The 14,784-nt window shown below is 70.6% G+C and carries 8 protein-coding genes; all 8 read left to right on the top strand.

What is annotated here, in order from left to right; genetic code table 11:
- Window positions 1-7: 7 nt before the first annotated feature.
- The 8 genes from SOM19_RS00530 to SOM19_RS00495 all read left to right on the top strand — a co-directional run bounded on the left by SOM19_RS00530 (window position 8) and on the right by SOM19_RS00495 (window position 14,762).
- Window positions 8-580, top strand: a complete 573-nt coding sequence (locus SOM19_RS00530) for a DNA-3-methyladenine glycosylase I (protein ID WP_320484601.1) — start codon at window positions 8-10, stop codon at window positions 578-580.
- Window positions 581-667: 87 nt separating this feature from the next.
- Window positions 668-964, top strand: a complete 297-nt coding sequence (locus tag SOM19_RS00525; RefSeq protein ID WP_320484600.1) for a hypothetical protein — start codon at window positions 668-670, stop codon at window positions 962-964.
- Window positions 961-2,580, top strand: a complete 1,620-nt coding sequence (locus tag SOM19_RS00520) for a DNA repair protein RecN (RefSeq protein ID WP_320484599.1) — start codon at window positions 961-963, stop codon at window positions 2,578-2,580. The genes SOM19_RS00525 and SOM19_RS00520 overlap by 4 nt, the downstream gene beginning before the upstream one ends.
- Window positions 2,570-3,040, top strand: coding sequence for a hypothetical protein (locus SOM19_RS00515; protein ID WP_320484598.1), 471 nt, complete (start codon window positions 2,570-2,572; stop codon window positions 3,038-3,040). The genes SOM19_RS00520 and SOM19_RS00515 overlap by 11 nt, the downstream gene beginning before the upstream one ends.
- Window positions 3,037-3,705, top strand: a complete 669-nt coding sequence (locus SOM19_RS00510; RefSeq protein ID WP_320484597.1) for a hypothetical protein — start codon at window positions 3,037-3,039, stop codon at window positions 3,703-3,705. Before SOM19_RS00515 ends, SOM19_RS00510 begins: the two co-directional genes overlap by 4 nt.
- Before the next feature lie 39 nt (window positions 3,706-3,744).
- Entirely contained in the window at window positions 3,745-5,985 is a 2,241-nt protein-coding gene (locus tag SOM19_RS00505; RefSeq protein ID WP_320484596.1) for an LLM class flavin-dependent oxidoreductase, read from the top strand.
- Between the two features lie 182 nt (window positions 5,986-6,167).
- On the top strand, window positions 6,168-8,522 hold the full coding sequence (locus SOM19_RS00500) for an excinuclease ABC subunit UvrA (RefSeq protein WP_320484595.1): 2,355 nt from the start codon (window positions 6,168-6,170) through the stop codon (window positions 8,520-8,522).
- Between the two features lie 174 nt (window positions 8,523-8,696).
- A complete protein-coding gene (locus SOM19_RS00495) occupies window positions 8,697-14,762 on the top strand; it encodes an Ig-like domain-containing protein (protein ID WP_320484594.1) in 6,066 nt (2,021 codons plus the stop codon).
- Window positions 14,763-14,784 lie beyond the last annotated feature (22 nt).

Genomic DNA, 14,784 nt, shown 5'->3' with positions numbered 1-14,784 from the left:
TTGCGACGTGACTTCGGATGTGACCACCGGACCCGACGGCATCGCCCGTTGCGCGTGGGTCGGCGACGACCCCGAGTACCGCCGGTACCACGATGAGGAGTGGGGCCACCCGCTCCACGGCGACCGTCCGCTGTTCGAGAAGGTCAGCCTCGAGGGGTTCCAGGCGGGGCTGTCGTGGATCACGATCCTGCGCAAGCGGCCGCGGTTCCGCGAGGTGTTCGCGGGGTTCGATCCCGCTGTCGTCGCCGAGTTCGCAGAGCCCGACGTGGAACGGCTGATGGCGGACGCCGGCATCATCCGCAACCGCGCGAAGATCCTCGCCACGATCTCGAACGCCCGGCTCGTCCTCGAGATGGCGGAGGGGGAGTTCGACTCCTTCCTGTGGTCGTTCGCCCCCGAACCCCGACCGAGGCCGGAGTCTCTGGCGGAGGTGCCCGCGACGACGCCGGCGTCCGACGCCCTGAGCAGGGCCCTGCGCAAGAGCGGCTTCCGCTTCGTCGGCTCCACCACGATGTACGCGCTCATGCAGTCGACCGGCATGGTCGACGACCACGTGACCGGCTGCTGGCGAGCGGCTTGAGCCCGATGGGTCATTGGCCCCATCGGCGCGCGGCGACCGGGGTCCTAGGCTCACGGTCAGGGGAAGACCCCTGCTGACGGAGGTTCGATGAGCGACATCCAGCTCGACCTGGCCGGTCTGCGCACGGCGCGCGGACGGGTCGCCGGTGCACTCACGACCTTCCAGAGCGCCGACCGCGTCGGCGACGACCTGGCCGATCTCACCGGCGAGCACCGGCTCGCCGGCAAGGTCCGCGACTTCGCGGGGAACTGGGACCACAACCGGGGCAAGCTCGAGGAGCAGCTCGTCGCGGTGCGCGACTGGCTGGACGCCATCGTGGAGACCATGACCGACCTCGACCGCGCGCTGGGTGAATCGGTCTCCGCCGAGGAGGGCACGCCGTGACGTCGGGACTGGCGTCGGAGTTCGAGGACGTCTTCGCCGGACGCCCCGACCAGCTCGAGTCGCGCGCGCGACGGCTGCAGACCACCGCGGATGCGATCACCCGGGCCGCCGACGCACTGCGCGACCTCGTGGACGATCAGCGCAGCGCGGCGACCGATGCGCTCGAGGACTCGGCGGCCGAAGCGGCGTCCGGACTGCGTCGCGCGCACAAGCGGTACGGCGGCACGGCGACCGCCCTCACCACCTACGCGGTGGAGCTCGGGTCCATCCAGAGCACCGCGCGAGCGGCGGTGCAGGATGCCGATTTCCACCAGGCCCGCGCGTACCGCCTCGAGAGCGCCCTCGACGACCTGCGCAACGACATCACGCGTGCCGAGGCCGAGGGGTCATCGACCGATGCGCTGTACGAGCAGCTCCGGTCGACCAGCGACGGCGCGGCGTACTCGTCGGGCGAGGTTGCGGACGCGCGCCGCGCGCTCCACGACGCCCGGCAGCAGATCTACGACGCGGCCGACCGGGCGATCGACGCCATCGAGACGGCCATCGAGCACGGCGCCGACTCGTTCGGCGACGACTGGGATCAGTTCTGGGGCGGCGTGGGCGACGTCCTCTCGGCGGTGGGCGAGTGGGCCTCCCAGGTGCTGTCGGCGGTCGTCGACGCGCTGAAGGAGCTGCTCAGCACGCTCGTCTCGGCGCTCGTCGTGGCCCTCCTCCTGCTCGTGGCCGCGCTCGTGCTGGGGATCGTGTTCATGGTGTTCGGCATCGTCGGGCTGCTCGTGCTGGGGGCGCTGCTCGCGGCTGCTCTGCTGGCGCTCGCGATCTCGGAGACCCTCGGCCGCCCGCAGCAGACCCGCGGCGAGACCGAGAGCACGCGGCCGACCGGCGATGCCGAGGCCGACGCGAACAGCGAAGCCCGCGAGGCCCGCGACTACCAGGATCTGATGGACCAGCTCGCCCGCCAGGACGCAATGGGCGGCGGGGAGAAGACGCAGATCCGCGTGGTGGCGATCCGCGACGACGCCGGCAACGTGCTGGGGTGGCGCGTCCAGCTGCCGAGCACGCAGGAGTGGAGCATCACCAACACCGACGGGGCGCTCAACGACGCGCGCACCGACGCCATGCTCTCGATGTTCCCCGGAGTGCCCACGCAGTACGAGCAGGCGGTCTGGGACGCGATGACGGAGGCCGGGGTCTTCGAGAGTGAGGCGCCCATCATGTTCACCGGCTGGTCGCTCGGTGGCATGATGGCGGGCGAATTGGCGACCGACCCCCGGGTGGCGGATCGGGTCGAGTCCGTGTTCACCGCGGGGTCGGCGATCGACAAGCACTACAGCGACATGCCCCCCGACGTGCGGGTCACTCAGATCAACAACGGCATCGACCCGGTGCACACGCTCGAGCTCCTTGGACTTGAGCCGGTCGACTACGTGCGACTCGACAACGACTGGCAGACCTACCGGCCGCTGACATGGCCCATGCACGACGCGGGAATGTATGGTGCTGAGGCGGAGCGCTATCTGCCCGAGCCGCGACCCGGCGACGAGGTCTTCTTCGCCGAAGAGGGCGACGGCAGCTACGAGGAGGTCTACATTGCCGAATACACGCGTGGGTCGTAGCCGGACCGCGAAGCGCGGCGTCGTGGTGGCCGTGCTGGCCCTGGGTGCCCTCGCGCTCGCCGGCTGCGCCTCGAACCCCGACCTCACCGGCCTCGAGTCCGACCTCGGTCAGGTCGACGGGGTGAACGGCGCCTTCGTGTGGCCGACCCACTCGGGCGCTCCGTGGAACACGCAGGTGCAGGTGATGCTGTTCCTCGACGACTCCTCCGACGACGCCGTCGTCGAGGCCGTGCGGGGGAGCGCCGCGGTGATCGCGGCGGATGCCGAGGCATCCCGCCACGACGTCACGATCAGCTTCGTCGACGGCGACCGTGCCGACTACGCCGACAGGTCGGACGCGTCGGCCGCCGAGATCAGCGTGATGCCGCCCGTGTACGAAGCGCTCGGCCTGCCCGAGGGAAGCGTGTATGCGATCACGCTCCGCCCGGAGGACGTGCGCGCGATCGCGGGCGGGGAGTGACGGCCGAAGCCGCCGGCACGCTGCCGAGCCGCGCGAGCGGCGCGCCGTCGCCCACCCCACCCCGGCTGACCTTCCAGCTCCCCGGTCGCTGGCTCGCGGTGGATCCCCGCGACCAGGACGCGGCCTACGCCCGGGTCGATGCCGTCGTCCGCGAGATCGTCGGACCGGGCGACGACGCCGCCATCGCACGGCGTCGACTGCGCGACCAGCTGCGTCGAGCCGTCGATGCCGCTCGGGATGCCGCGGCCCACGCGATGTTCCTGTGCCTCGAGATCGTGCCCGAGCTGGCGACGCCGATGTCGCTCACCGTCCATGCCCCGTCCGCGATGCGCATGAGTCCGGCGGTCGGCACGTCGGCGGATGCCGTGCTCGGGGTGCTGCGCGAGAGCTTCGGCGTGCTCGCGGTGGCGGGCATCGAGACCGCTCGCCGGCTCGACGGCCCGCGTACGAGCATGCTGCGGATCGATCGGGTGCACGAGGAGATCGTCGAGGAGGACGGCGTCCAGGCCGTCGCCACCCGTCTCGAGGCGGAGTACTGGTACGCGGTTCCCGGATCGAAGCAGGTGGTGCTCGCGAGCTTCGCGACACCTCTCGGCGAGCTGCGCCACGCGATGCTCAACCTCTTCGACTCGATCGCGCTCGCGGCCTTCTTCGGCGAGGAATGATCGCCTCCTCCGTGGCGTTCCACGACTCGGAGGATTCACATGGACTACGGCCACGCGCTCGAATTCGGTGCGTTCATCACCCCGAGTGCGGCGAACCCCGACGCTCCCGTGCTGCTGTCGCAGGCCGCCGAGGCCGCAGGCCTCGATCTGGTCACGTTCCAGGACCACCCGTACCAGCCGGCGTTCCTCGACACCTGGACGCTGATGTCGTTCGTCGCGGCTCGGACCGACCGCATCCGCATCGCACCGAACGTGCTGAACGTGCCGCTGCGGCCGCCCGCGGTCGTCGCCCGGTCCGCTGCCAGCCTCGACCTGCTCTCGGGCGGCCGATTCGACCTCGCGCTCGGCGCGGGCGGGTTCTGGGACGCGATCGAGGCCATGGGCGGCGGCAGGCTCACGCCGGGGCAGGCGGTGACCGCGCTCGAGGAGGCGATCGAGGTGATCCGCGAGCTGTGGGACACGAGCGAGCGTCGCGGCGCCTTCACCGACGGGACCTTCCACCGCGTGCACGGCGCGAAGCGCGGACCCCGGCCGGCCCACCGCATCCCGATCTGGATCGGTGCGTACAAGCCCCGCATGCTCGCGCTCACCGGACGAAAGGGCGACGGCTGGCTCCCCTCGCTCGGCTATATGAAGCCCGGCGACCTCGGTCGTGGCAACGCCGCGATCGACGAGGCCGCCGAGGGGGCGGGACGCGACCCGCGCGAGGTCCGGCGCCTGCTCAACGTCGGGCAGCTCGCGGCCGATCCGCACGAGTTCGCCGAGCGGCTCGCGCAGCTCGCGCTCGAGGACGGCATCGGCACCTTCATCCTCGCGGGCGACGACCCGCGCCTGCTGCAGGGGTTCGGAGAGGATGTCGCCCCGGCGGTGCGCGAGCTCGTCGCACGCGAGCGCGCCCAGCGCGGGACGGCGGCGGCATCCGCTCGCTCCTCCGCGGCCATCGCCGCTCGCCGCGCCGGCATCGCCTACGACGACGTGCCGGACGGCCTTCTCGCCGTCGAGCCCGGCGACTTCGGCTACGGCGACGTCCGCCATACCTACATGCGCGGCGGAGCGCCCGGCATCGTGCTGCAGCCCGAGTCGGCCGCTCAGGTCGCCGACGCCATCGGCTTCGCGCGGCGGCACCCCGAGCTGCCCCTCGCGGTGCGGTCCGGTGGTCACGGCATCAGCGGCCGCAGCACGAACGACGGCGGCATCGTCATCGACCTGCGGCGCCTCAACTCGATCGAGGTGATCGACGAGGCCCGGCGGCTCGTGCGCATCGGGCCGGGTGCGCGATGGATGGAGGTCGCGGCGGCGCTCGTGGAGCACGGCTGGGCGCTCTCGTCGGGTGACTACGGCGGTGTCGGCGTCGGCGGCCTCGCGACGGCGGGAGGCATCGGCTTCCTCGCCCGCGAGCACGGGCTGACCATCGACCACCTGCGCGCGGCCGAGGTCGTGCTGGCCGACGGCTCCGTCGTGCGCGCCGACGCCGACACGAACGCCGACCTGTTCTGGGCGATCCGCGGCGCCGGGGGCAACGTCGGCATCGTCACGTCGTTCGAGTTCGAGGTGGACGAGGTGGGCGACGTCGGCTGGGCGCAGCTGGCGTTCCAGGTCGACGACCTCGCGGGGTTCCTCGAGGGGTACGGGCGCATCGTCGAGTCCGCGCCGCGCGATCTCACGGTGTTCCTCCTCACCGGCGGCCCGCGCCCCGGCCAGCCGCAGGTCGTGCAGCTGTACGGAGTGGTCGACTCCGACGACCCCGACACGATCATCGCGCGCCTGCAGCCCTTCGCCGAGCTCGCCCCCCTCGTGCAGCAGTCCGTGCAGCTCGCGCCCTACGCGCAGGTGATGGCGAACGCCGACCTCGGCCCGCAGCGCGGCGCCGGCGAGCCGCACTCGCGATCGGCCCTGATCGAGCACGTGACCCCCGCCTTCGCCGAGGCGGTCGAGCGGATGCTGTCATCCGGCGCCGTCCCGTTCTTCCAGCTCCGCGCGGTCGGAGGCGCGGTCGCCGACGTCGCCGAGGACGCGACGGCCTACGCCCACCGCTCGGCGAACTTCTCGGTCGTGGGGCTGGGCTCGAGCGCCGGCGACCTCGACGCGCAGTGGCGGACGCTCGCCGCCCACACTGCGGGCATGTACCTGAGCTTCGACTCGTCCGACCGCCCGGAGCGCATCGCCGAGGCGTTCCCTCCGGCGACCCTGGCCCGGCTGCGTGCGATCAAGCGCCGGTTCGACCCTGACCGGGTCTTCCGCGACAACTTCGCGGTCGAGCCCGCCGCCGACGCGGCCTGAGACCCCTGGGGTTCGGGGCGCGCTCCGCCGGTCGGGGCGGGTTCTACGGCGCCCCGATCGGCGTGAGGCGCCCCGAAGCAGGAGCCTGAGCCAGAGACGACGGGGACCTGAGCAGGATCGAGGAAGCGCGGTGTCCGCAAAGGACGTCACAATGTAGGGTCGCAACCGATCGAGAGGACCCCATGGCCGAGGCATCCGTTCCCCACATCGCCGACTCCCACGAGATGATCCGCGTCGTCGGCGCCCGGGAGAACAACCTCAAGAACATCGACGTCGAGATCCCCAAGCGCCGGCTGAGCGTGTTCACCGGCGTCAGCGGCTCGGGCAAGTCGTCGCTCGTCTTCGGCACGATCGCGAACGAGTCGCAGCGGCTCATCAATGAGACGTACCCGACCTTCGTCCAGCAGTTCATGGGTCAGCTCAACCGCCCCGACGTGGACGCGCTCGAGAACGTCAGCCCGGCGATCATCGTCGATCAGGAGCGCATGGGCGCGAACTCGCGCTCCACCGTCGGCACGGCGACCGACGCCCACGCGATGCTCCGGATCCTCTTCAGCCGCATCGGGCAGCCGCACGTCGGATCACCGCAGGCCTTCTCGTTCAACATCCCCTCGGTGTCGGGCGCCGGCGCGGTCACGTTCGAGAAGGGCGGCAAGACGGTCAAGGAGCGCCGGTCGTTCGAGATCACCGGCGGCATGTGCCCGCGCTGCGAAGGACTCGGCGAGGCGAGCGACATCGACCTCGACGAACTCTTCGATCGCACCAAGTCGCTCGCCGACGGCGCGCTGACGATCCCCGGCTACAACGTGGACGGCTGGATGGTGAAGGGGTTCACCGAGTCGGGCTTCCTCGATCCGAACAAGCCGATCCAGGACTACTCCGAGCAGGAGATGCAGGACTTCCTCTACAAGGAGCCCACCAAGGTCAAGATCCAGGCGATCAACATGACCTACGAAGGGCTCATCCCGAAGCTCACGAAGTCGATGATGCAGAAGGACCGCGACGCCCTGCAGCCGCACATCCGCGCGTTCGTCGACCGCGCGGTCAAGTTCACCGCCTGCCCCGACTGCGGCGGCTCGCGGCTCAACGAGGGTGCGCGCTCGTCGAAGATCCGGGGGATCAGCATCGCGGATGCCGCGGCCATGCAGATCTCCGACCTCGCCGACTGGCTCCGCACGATCGACGACCCCGAGGTCGCGCCCCTGATGGCGAGTCTGCGCGGGGCGATCGACTCGTTCGTCGACATCGGACTCGGCTACCTGTCGCTCGACCGCTCCTCGGGCACGCTCTCGGGCGGCGAGGCGCAGCGCACCAAGATGATCCGCCACCTCGGCTCTGCCCTCACCGACATCACCTATGTCTTCGACGAGCCGACGGCGGGGCTCCACCCGCACGACATCGAGCGCATGAATGCGCTGCTCCGGCTGCTGCGCGACAAGGGCAACACCGTGCTCGTGGTGGAGCACAAGCCCGAGGTGATCGAGATCGCCGACCACATCGTCGACCTCGGACCGGGCGCCGGGCGCCACGGCGGCGAGATCCAGTACACCGGCGATGTCGCGGGCCTGCGCACCTCCGGCACCATCACCGGTCGCCACCTCGACGATCGCGCGCGGCTGAAGCCCGAGACCCGGGCGGCGAAGGGGGCCCTCGAGATCCGCGGCGCCACCCAGCACAACCTGAAGGACGTCGACGTCGACATCCCCCTCGGCATCCTCACCGTGGTGACCGGCGTCGCGGGATCGGGCAAGTCGTCGCTGATCCACGGGAACGTCCCCGCCTTCGACGACGTCGTGGTGGTCGACCAGGCGCCCATCAAGGGATCCCGGCGCAGCAGCCCCGCGACCTACACCGGCCTGCTCGACGTCGTGCGGGCTTCGTTCGCGAAGGCGAACGGCGTCAAGCCCGGTCTCTTCAGCGCGAACTCCGAGGGCGCCTGCATCGCGTGCAAGGGCCTCGGGGTCATCATCACGAGCCTCGGCTTCACGCAGACGGTCGAGACGCTGTGCGAGACCTGCGACGGCACCGGCTTCAGCGACGAAGTGCTCGAGTACACCCTTGACGGCAAGAACATCGCGGAGGTGCTGGCGATGTCGGCGGTCGAGGCGGCCGACTTCTTCACGAAGGGGCCGGCCCACACCACGCTGTCGCGCATGATCGACGTCGGCATCGGCTACATCACGCTCGGCCAGGCGCTCAATACGCTCTCGGGCGGCGAGCGGCAGCGGCTCAAGCTCGCCATCTCGATGGCCAAGAAGGGGGCGATCTACGTGCTCGACGAGCCGACCACCGGACTCCACCTCGCCGACGTCGACAACATGCTCGGGATGCTGGACCGACTGGTTGCGGCGGGCAACAGCGTCATCGTGATCGAGCACCATCAGGCCGTCATGGCGCACGCCGACTGGATCATCGACCTCGGCCCCGGGGCGGGGCACGACGGCGGCATGATCGTCTTCGAGGGGACGCCGGCCGACCTGGTCGCGAACGGCACGTCTCTGACGGCGCACCACCTGCGGGAGTACGTCGCCGGGTGACGCGGGATGCGGCATGGGGGAATGTCCCCATACCGTCTTCTCAGGTGTTCGGAATACGATCTCCAAGGCGGCCAGCCGACTCTGCACGATGACGTCATCCGGTGCGGGCTAGGCTGAACCTTTCTGTCCCTGCGTTCGCCACGCCGCATCGACCCCCCTGGAAGAGGCCGAGGTATGAAGTCATTCGCGTGGCTGCGCTCTCGTCCCCGCGCTGTGGCCTCGACCGGGATCGTCACCGCGGTCGCCGTCGCGATCACGACGATGGCCTTCGTCTACGAGGGCAATCCGACGACGGAGGTGGATCTCCACGACGGCGGCGTCTGGGTGACCAAGCAGTCGGCCCTGCTCGTCGGCCACTTCAACCACGAGTCGAAGGTGCTCGACGGCGGACTGCGCACGACCAGCGGCGAGTACGACATCCTCCAGTCGGGTGAGACGGTGCTCGTCGTCGACGAGGCCGACTCCAGCCTCACGACGATCGATCCGGCGATGGTCCTCCTGACAGAGTCCTCCAACATCCCCGGCGACGCGAAGGTCGTGCTGGGCGGATCCACCGTGGCGATCCTCGACCGCCAGTCGGGCGACCTCTGGGTCGTGCCGTCGGCCGCCGTGGGCTCATTCGAGGTCGAGGGCACCGACCCCATCGACACCCTCGGTGAGGGGGCGGATGTCACTGTCGGCGTCGACGGCATCGTCCACGCGGTCTCGGCCGAGACCGCGGAGCTCGTCACGGTTCCGACCGATGCCGAGGGCGCACCGCTGGAGCCCGCCCGCTCCTCGGTCGAGGGGCTGAAGAAGAAGGCGGCGCTCGCCGTCACGGCCATCGGCGCCCGTGCCGCGGTCCTCGACACCGACAGCGGCACGCTCTTCGCCGACGGCCGCCGCACGGAGGTCGCGGGAGGACAGACCGGCGTGCTGCAGCAGCCGTCCGCCGACAGCGACGCGGTGGCCCTCGCCACCGCCTCGACATTCGTGCGCGTGCCCTTCGACGGATCCGAGCCCGTTGTGCAGGAGGCCGGGGCTCAGGGCACTCCGGCGGCGCCGGTGTTCCTCGAGGGATGCTCCTACTCGGCGTGGACCGGTTCGGCGAAGTTCATCCGCGACTGCGCCGGCGACGGTGACGACCTCACGGCCGATGTCGACGGCGCCGACGCCGACTCCGTCCTGCGCTTCCGCGTGAACCGCGACGTGGTCGTGCTCAACGACGTCATCGGCGGCGCCGCCTGGATGGCCAGTGAGAGCATGCAGCGCGTCGACAACTGGAACGACATCACCCCGCCGGAGGGCGAGGCCGAAGAGGACGAGCAGACCACCGAGGAGACCGTCGAGACGACGCTGCCCGAGCGCTCCGACAAGAACACCGTGCCGATCGCCACCGACGACAGCCTCGGCGTGCGGCCCGGCCGGACCACCGTGCTTCCGGTGCTCGACAACGACAGCGACCCCGACGGCGACGTGCTCACGGCGGCCGTCGCCGACGAAGGTCCCGCCTTCGGCAAGGTCAGCCCGATCAACGACGGCGCCGCGCTCCAGGTCGCTGTGCCGGAGAACGCCACCGGCAGCTCTTCGTTCCTGTACGAGATCGACGACGGTCGCGGCGGGACCGACACCGCGACGACGTCGCTCAGCGTCCACGGCTGGGACGTCAACGCCCCGCCGACCCAGAAGCGGATCACGACCGTCACCGTCGAGGCCGGGGGCGTCGTCTCGTACAACGTGCTTCCCGACTGGATCGACCCCGACGGCGACGACGTGTTCCTGCGCGCGGTCACACCGGCAGCGGGCGACGAAGCCGACTTCACGGCGGACGGGCGCATCACCTATCGCGCCGTCGGCGGCACCCAGGGCCGCCAGGACGTCGAGATCGTGGTGTCCGACGGCAACGAGTCGGCTGCGGGCATCCTCCGCTTCGACGTGCGTCCCGTGGGCTCCACCAACCCGGTCACCAACGCCGATCGCGTCGTCGTGCGCGCCGGCCAGGTCGCGACCGTCGCCCCGCTCGCGAACGACACGAGCTCGAGCCGCGAGCCGCTGCGGCTCGTGCGGGTCGACGAGGTCCCCGGCGCCACCATCGTCCCCGACTTCGCCGCCAAGACCTTCACCTTCAAGTCCGACACGCCCGCGGTCTACTACGTGCAGTACCTCGTGGCAGCCGGTTCGAAGAATGCCGAAGGGCTCGTGCGCGTCGACGTGCTGCCCTCGTCCGACACGGCGTCCGAGCCGATCGCCGTGCGCGACGTGGCCCTGCTGCCCAGCGGCGGCGAGGTGCTCGTGAACGTCCTGACCAACGACTCCGATCCGGCGGGCGGCATCCTCGTCGTGCAGTCGGTGACGGTCGAGCCGAACTCCGGCATCGCGGTCGCCGTGCTCAACCACGAGACGCTGCGCATCAGCGATCAGGCCGCCCTCGGCGAGCAGGTGCGCATCGCGTACCGCATCTCCAACGGCGCCAAGTCGGCCGAGGGCGAGGTGATCGTCATCCCGATCCCCGCCCCCGAGAAGCTGCGGCCCCCCGTCGCGAACGACGACCAGGTGATCGTCCGCGCGGGCGACGTCGTCAACATCCCGGTGCTCGACAACGACTACCACCCGAACGGCGACACGCTCCACGTCGCGCCCGACCTCGTCGCCCCGCTCGTCGAGCCCGAGGACGGCGAGATCTTCGTCTCGCAGGACATGCTGCGCTTCCGCGCGTCCGACGAGCCCGGCACCGTGTACGCGACCTACGAGGTGGTCGACAGCACGGGCCAGAAGGATGCCGGCTACGTCACGATCCAGGTGCTCCCCGTCAACGAGGAGACCAACGCCGCGCCGCGCCCGCACGACATCGTCGCCCGCGTGCTCAACGGCAGCCAGGTGCGCATCGCCGTGCCGCTGGACGGCATCGACGCCGACGGCGACTCGGTGCAGCTCGAGGGCCTCGCCTCGCCGCCCAGCAAGGGCCGAGTGGTCGAGGTCGGATCCAACTACGTCGTCTACGAGGCCTTCAAGGATGTCGCGGGTGTCGACGCCTTCACGTACCGCGTGCGCGACCGTCTCGGCGCCGAGGCCGTCGGATCGATCCGCGTGGGCATCGCGCCCGCGGAGAGCTCGAACCAGTCGCCGTACGCCGCGAAGGACGCCGTCGTGATGCGCCCGGGGCGCATCGTCGCCGTGCCCGTGCTCGCGAACGACTCCGATCCCGACGGCGACAGCTTCTCCCTCCTCCGCGATGGGCTGATCATTCCCGACGTCGACGGCCTGAAGGCAACCGTCGTCGGCGATCGCGTCGTCATCACCGCGCCGGACGAGCCGACCGAGACGTCGCTGCAGTACACGATCCGCGACGAGCGGGGCGCGCGAGCGACCGCCGTGGTGCAGATCACCGTCGCCGACGACGTGCCGCTGCTTCGTCCGGTCGCCCGTGACGACTTCGTGCAGGCCGCCGACGTCGAGGGGGGCAGCGTCGACGTCGAGGTGCTCGCCAACGACGAGGACCCCGACGGCACGGTCGACGAACTCGCCGTGACGGTGCGCGACAGCACCGCGAGCGTGCTCGGGGACGGCACCGTCCGCCTCGAGCTCGACGACACCGACCGGCTGGTGACCTACACGATCACCGACCGCGACGGATTCGAGGCATCCGCCTTCATCCACGTGCCCTCCCTCTCCTCGCTGCCCCCGACCCTCATCTCCACCGAACCGGTCGAGGTCAAGAGCGGCGAGACGATCGAGCTGCCGCTGAGCGAGTACGTGCGCTCCGCCGACGGCGACCGCGTCGTGATCACCGAAGCGGCCAAGGTGAGCGCGGTCAACTCCGACGGCTCCAACCTCGTGAAGGATCAGACGACCCTCGTCTACACCTCCAAGAAGGGGTACTTCGGCCAGGACGCCCTGACCTTCGAGGTCACCGACGGCACCGGACCCGACGACCCCGAGGGGCGCAAGGCCACCCTGACGATTCCGATCACGGTGCTGCCGCCCGACAACCAGCAGCCCGAGTTCACCGACGGGCAGGTCGACGTGGCGCCCGGCGAGGAGCCGGTGTCGCTCGAGCTGCGGGCTCTCACGACCGACCCCGACCCGGAGGATCTCGACGGCATGAGCTACGAGATCGTCGGCGGCGTCCCCTCCGGGCTCAGCGCCTCGGTCGAGGGCCAGGACCTGCGCGTCTCCGCGGGATCGAACACGCCCAAGGGCACGGTCGAGCGCCTCACGATCCGCATCTCGGACGGGCAGACCGACCCGGTCGAGGGCTCGGTCACCGTGCGCGTCACGGCATCCACCCGCGAGCTGGCGACGGCCAACGATGACATCGTCGAAGAGGCGCATCAGGGTCAGACGGTGTCCGTGCCGGTCCTCAGCAACGACGTCAACCCCTTCAGCGAGACGCCGCTGGAGCTGGTCACGGTGCTTCCCGAGACCGGTCGAGGCACGGCCGAGATCTCGGGCGACCAAGTGCTGGTCACGCCCGACGAGACCTTCTTCGGCACCATGGTCGTCCGCTACCGCGTCCAGGACGCCACCGACGATCCGGATCGCGCTGTCGAGGGCCGGATCCGGCTCACCGTGCAGGGCCGGCCGGACGCGCCGGGCACGCCCGTCGTGTCCAGCGTGCAGGACCGCACGGTCGTGCTGTCGTGGACTCCTCCCGCCAACAACGGCGCGGAGATCACGAGCTACGAGGTCTCCGCCACGGAAGGCGGCTACAGCAAGACCTGTGCCGCGACGACCTGCACCCTCGACAACCTGACCAACAACGTCGTCTACCACTTCACCGTCGTGGCGATCAACCGCGTCGGCGAGTCCGACCCGTCGGCGCCGTCCGGCGAGGCGCGCCCGGACGCCCGTCCCGACACCCCGCAGCCGCCGACGCTGGTCTTCGGTGATCAGAGCCTCGCCGTGTCGTGGGTGACGCCGACGACCCCGGGCTCGCCCGTCGAGAAGTTCACCCTCGAGATCTCTCCCGCGCCGCCATCGGGTGTCGTGCAGAAGAGCGAGCTCACCGGCAACGCGGTCGTCTGGGAAGGCCTTGAGAACGGGGTCGCCTACCAGGTGCGCGTCCAGGCCCACAACCGCGCGCCCGATCCGTCGAGCTGGAGCGGGTGGTCCGCGACGGAGATCCCCGCTCGTGCCCCGGACGGCGCCGCCGCGCCGGCGACGGAGCGCCTCGACCCGGTCGGTGCGCAGGCTCAGATGCGCGTGACGTGGGCTGCGCCCGCGAGCAACGGCGACGCGATCGCCGAGTACCGCCTGAACGTCATCCGCGGCGGTGCGCTCGTCAACACGATCACCGGCATCCCGGGCGGTCAGACGTCGCAGGCGCTCGCCATCGACCCCTCGACCGCCGACTACACGTTCACGGTCGCCGCCCGCAACAAGGCCGGCTGGGGCGCGGACAGTGCGCCGTCGGCGCCGCGACGCGCCTTCACACCCCCGGGAGCGCCCACGAACGTGCAGGCGTCGACCCCGAGCGGCAACAGTGCGATCGTCGTGACCTACAACGCAGCGCCCGGCAACGGCGCGAACGCCAACGAGATGGGCTACGAGTACTCGCTCAACGGCGGCGGCTGGCAGGCGAACTGGGACGGCCGCACCATCGGCGGACTCGCGAACGGCGCGACCTACACGGTGCGCGTCCGCGCCTACGCCGCCCTCGACGGCGTGCGCTATGACGGCGCCGAGTCGGCTGCCTCCAACGGCGTGATCCCGTACGGACCCGTGCTCGATCCCGGTGTCAGCGCGCAGCGCAACGGCACCTCGGTCACGGTGGCGTGGAGTGCGCCGGCCAACAACGGGCGCCAGATCACCGACGTGCAGATCAAGATCGACGGCGGCGCGTGGGAGTCCGTGGGCAACAGCGGCAACCGCAACGTCGGCAACGGCTACGACCAGCAGCACACCATCGCCGTCCGCGCCTACGACGCGGCGGGCCAGGTGTCGAACACGGTGTCGGCGTCGGCGACGACGGCCCCGAGGCCGATACCGACCGCTCGCACGGTGAAGGGCAGCTCCGCAGTGGGGCAGCCGAACTGCAGCCACTCCTCGTGCGCGTTCATCGCCGTCACCGTCGACAACTTCACGCCGGGCAACTACCGGCTCCGCTGCAACGACACCATCGACGGTCCGAACAGCTGGCGCACGGTGTGGCTCCCGGATCGCGGCACCGTGCAGCTGACCTGCTACTTCGGACACCCCGACGAGTGGGCGTGGATCGACATCGAGGGCTTCGGCGAAGCCACGAGGCTCGACTGGTACTAGGTCGACGCCGAGACGACATCCC

The sequence above is a fragment of the Microbacterium sp. CFBP9034 genome (assembly GCF_034045255.1).
GTDB lineage: Bacteria > Actinomycetota > Actinomycetes > Actinomycetales > Microbacteriaceae > Microbacterium.
This window is presented reverse-complemented; position numbering and strand designations above follow the sequence as displayed.

Bases quoted from the DNA above. Each gene is read 5' to 3' on its own strand.
- SOM19_RS00525 (WP_320484600.1), top strand. From the start codon at position 668: ATGAGCGACATCCAGCTCGACCTGGCCGGTCTGCGCACGGCGCGCGGA.
- SOM19_RS00505 (WP_320484596.1), top strand. From the start codon at position 3,745: ATGGACTACGGCCACGCGCTCGAATTCGGTGCGTTCATCACCCCGAGT.
- SOM19_RS00500 (WP_320484595.1), top strand. From the start codon at position 6,168: ATGGCCGAGGCATCCGTTCCCCACATCGCCGACTCCCACGAGATGATC.
- SOM19_RS00495 (WP_320484594.1), top strand. From the start codon at position 8,697: ATGAAGTCATTCGCGTGGCTGCGCTCTCGTCCCCGCGCTGTGGCCTCG.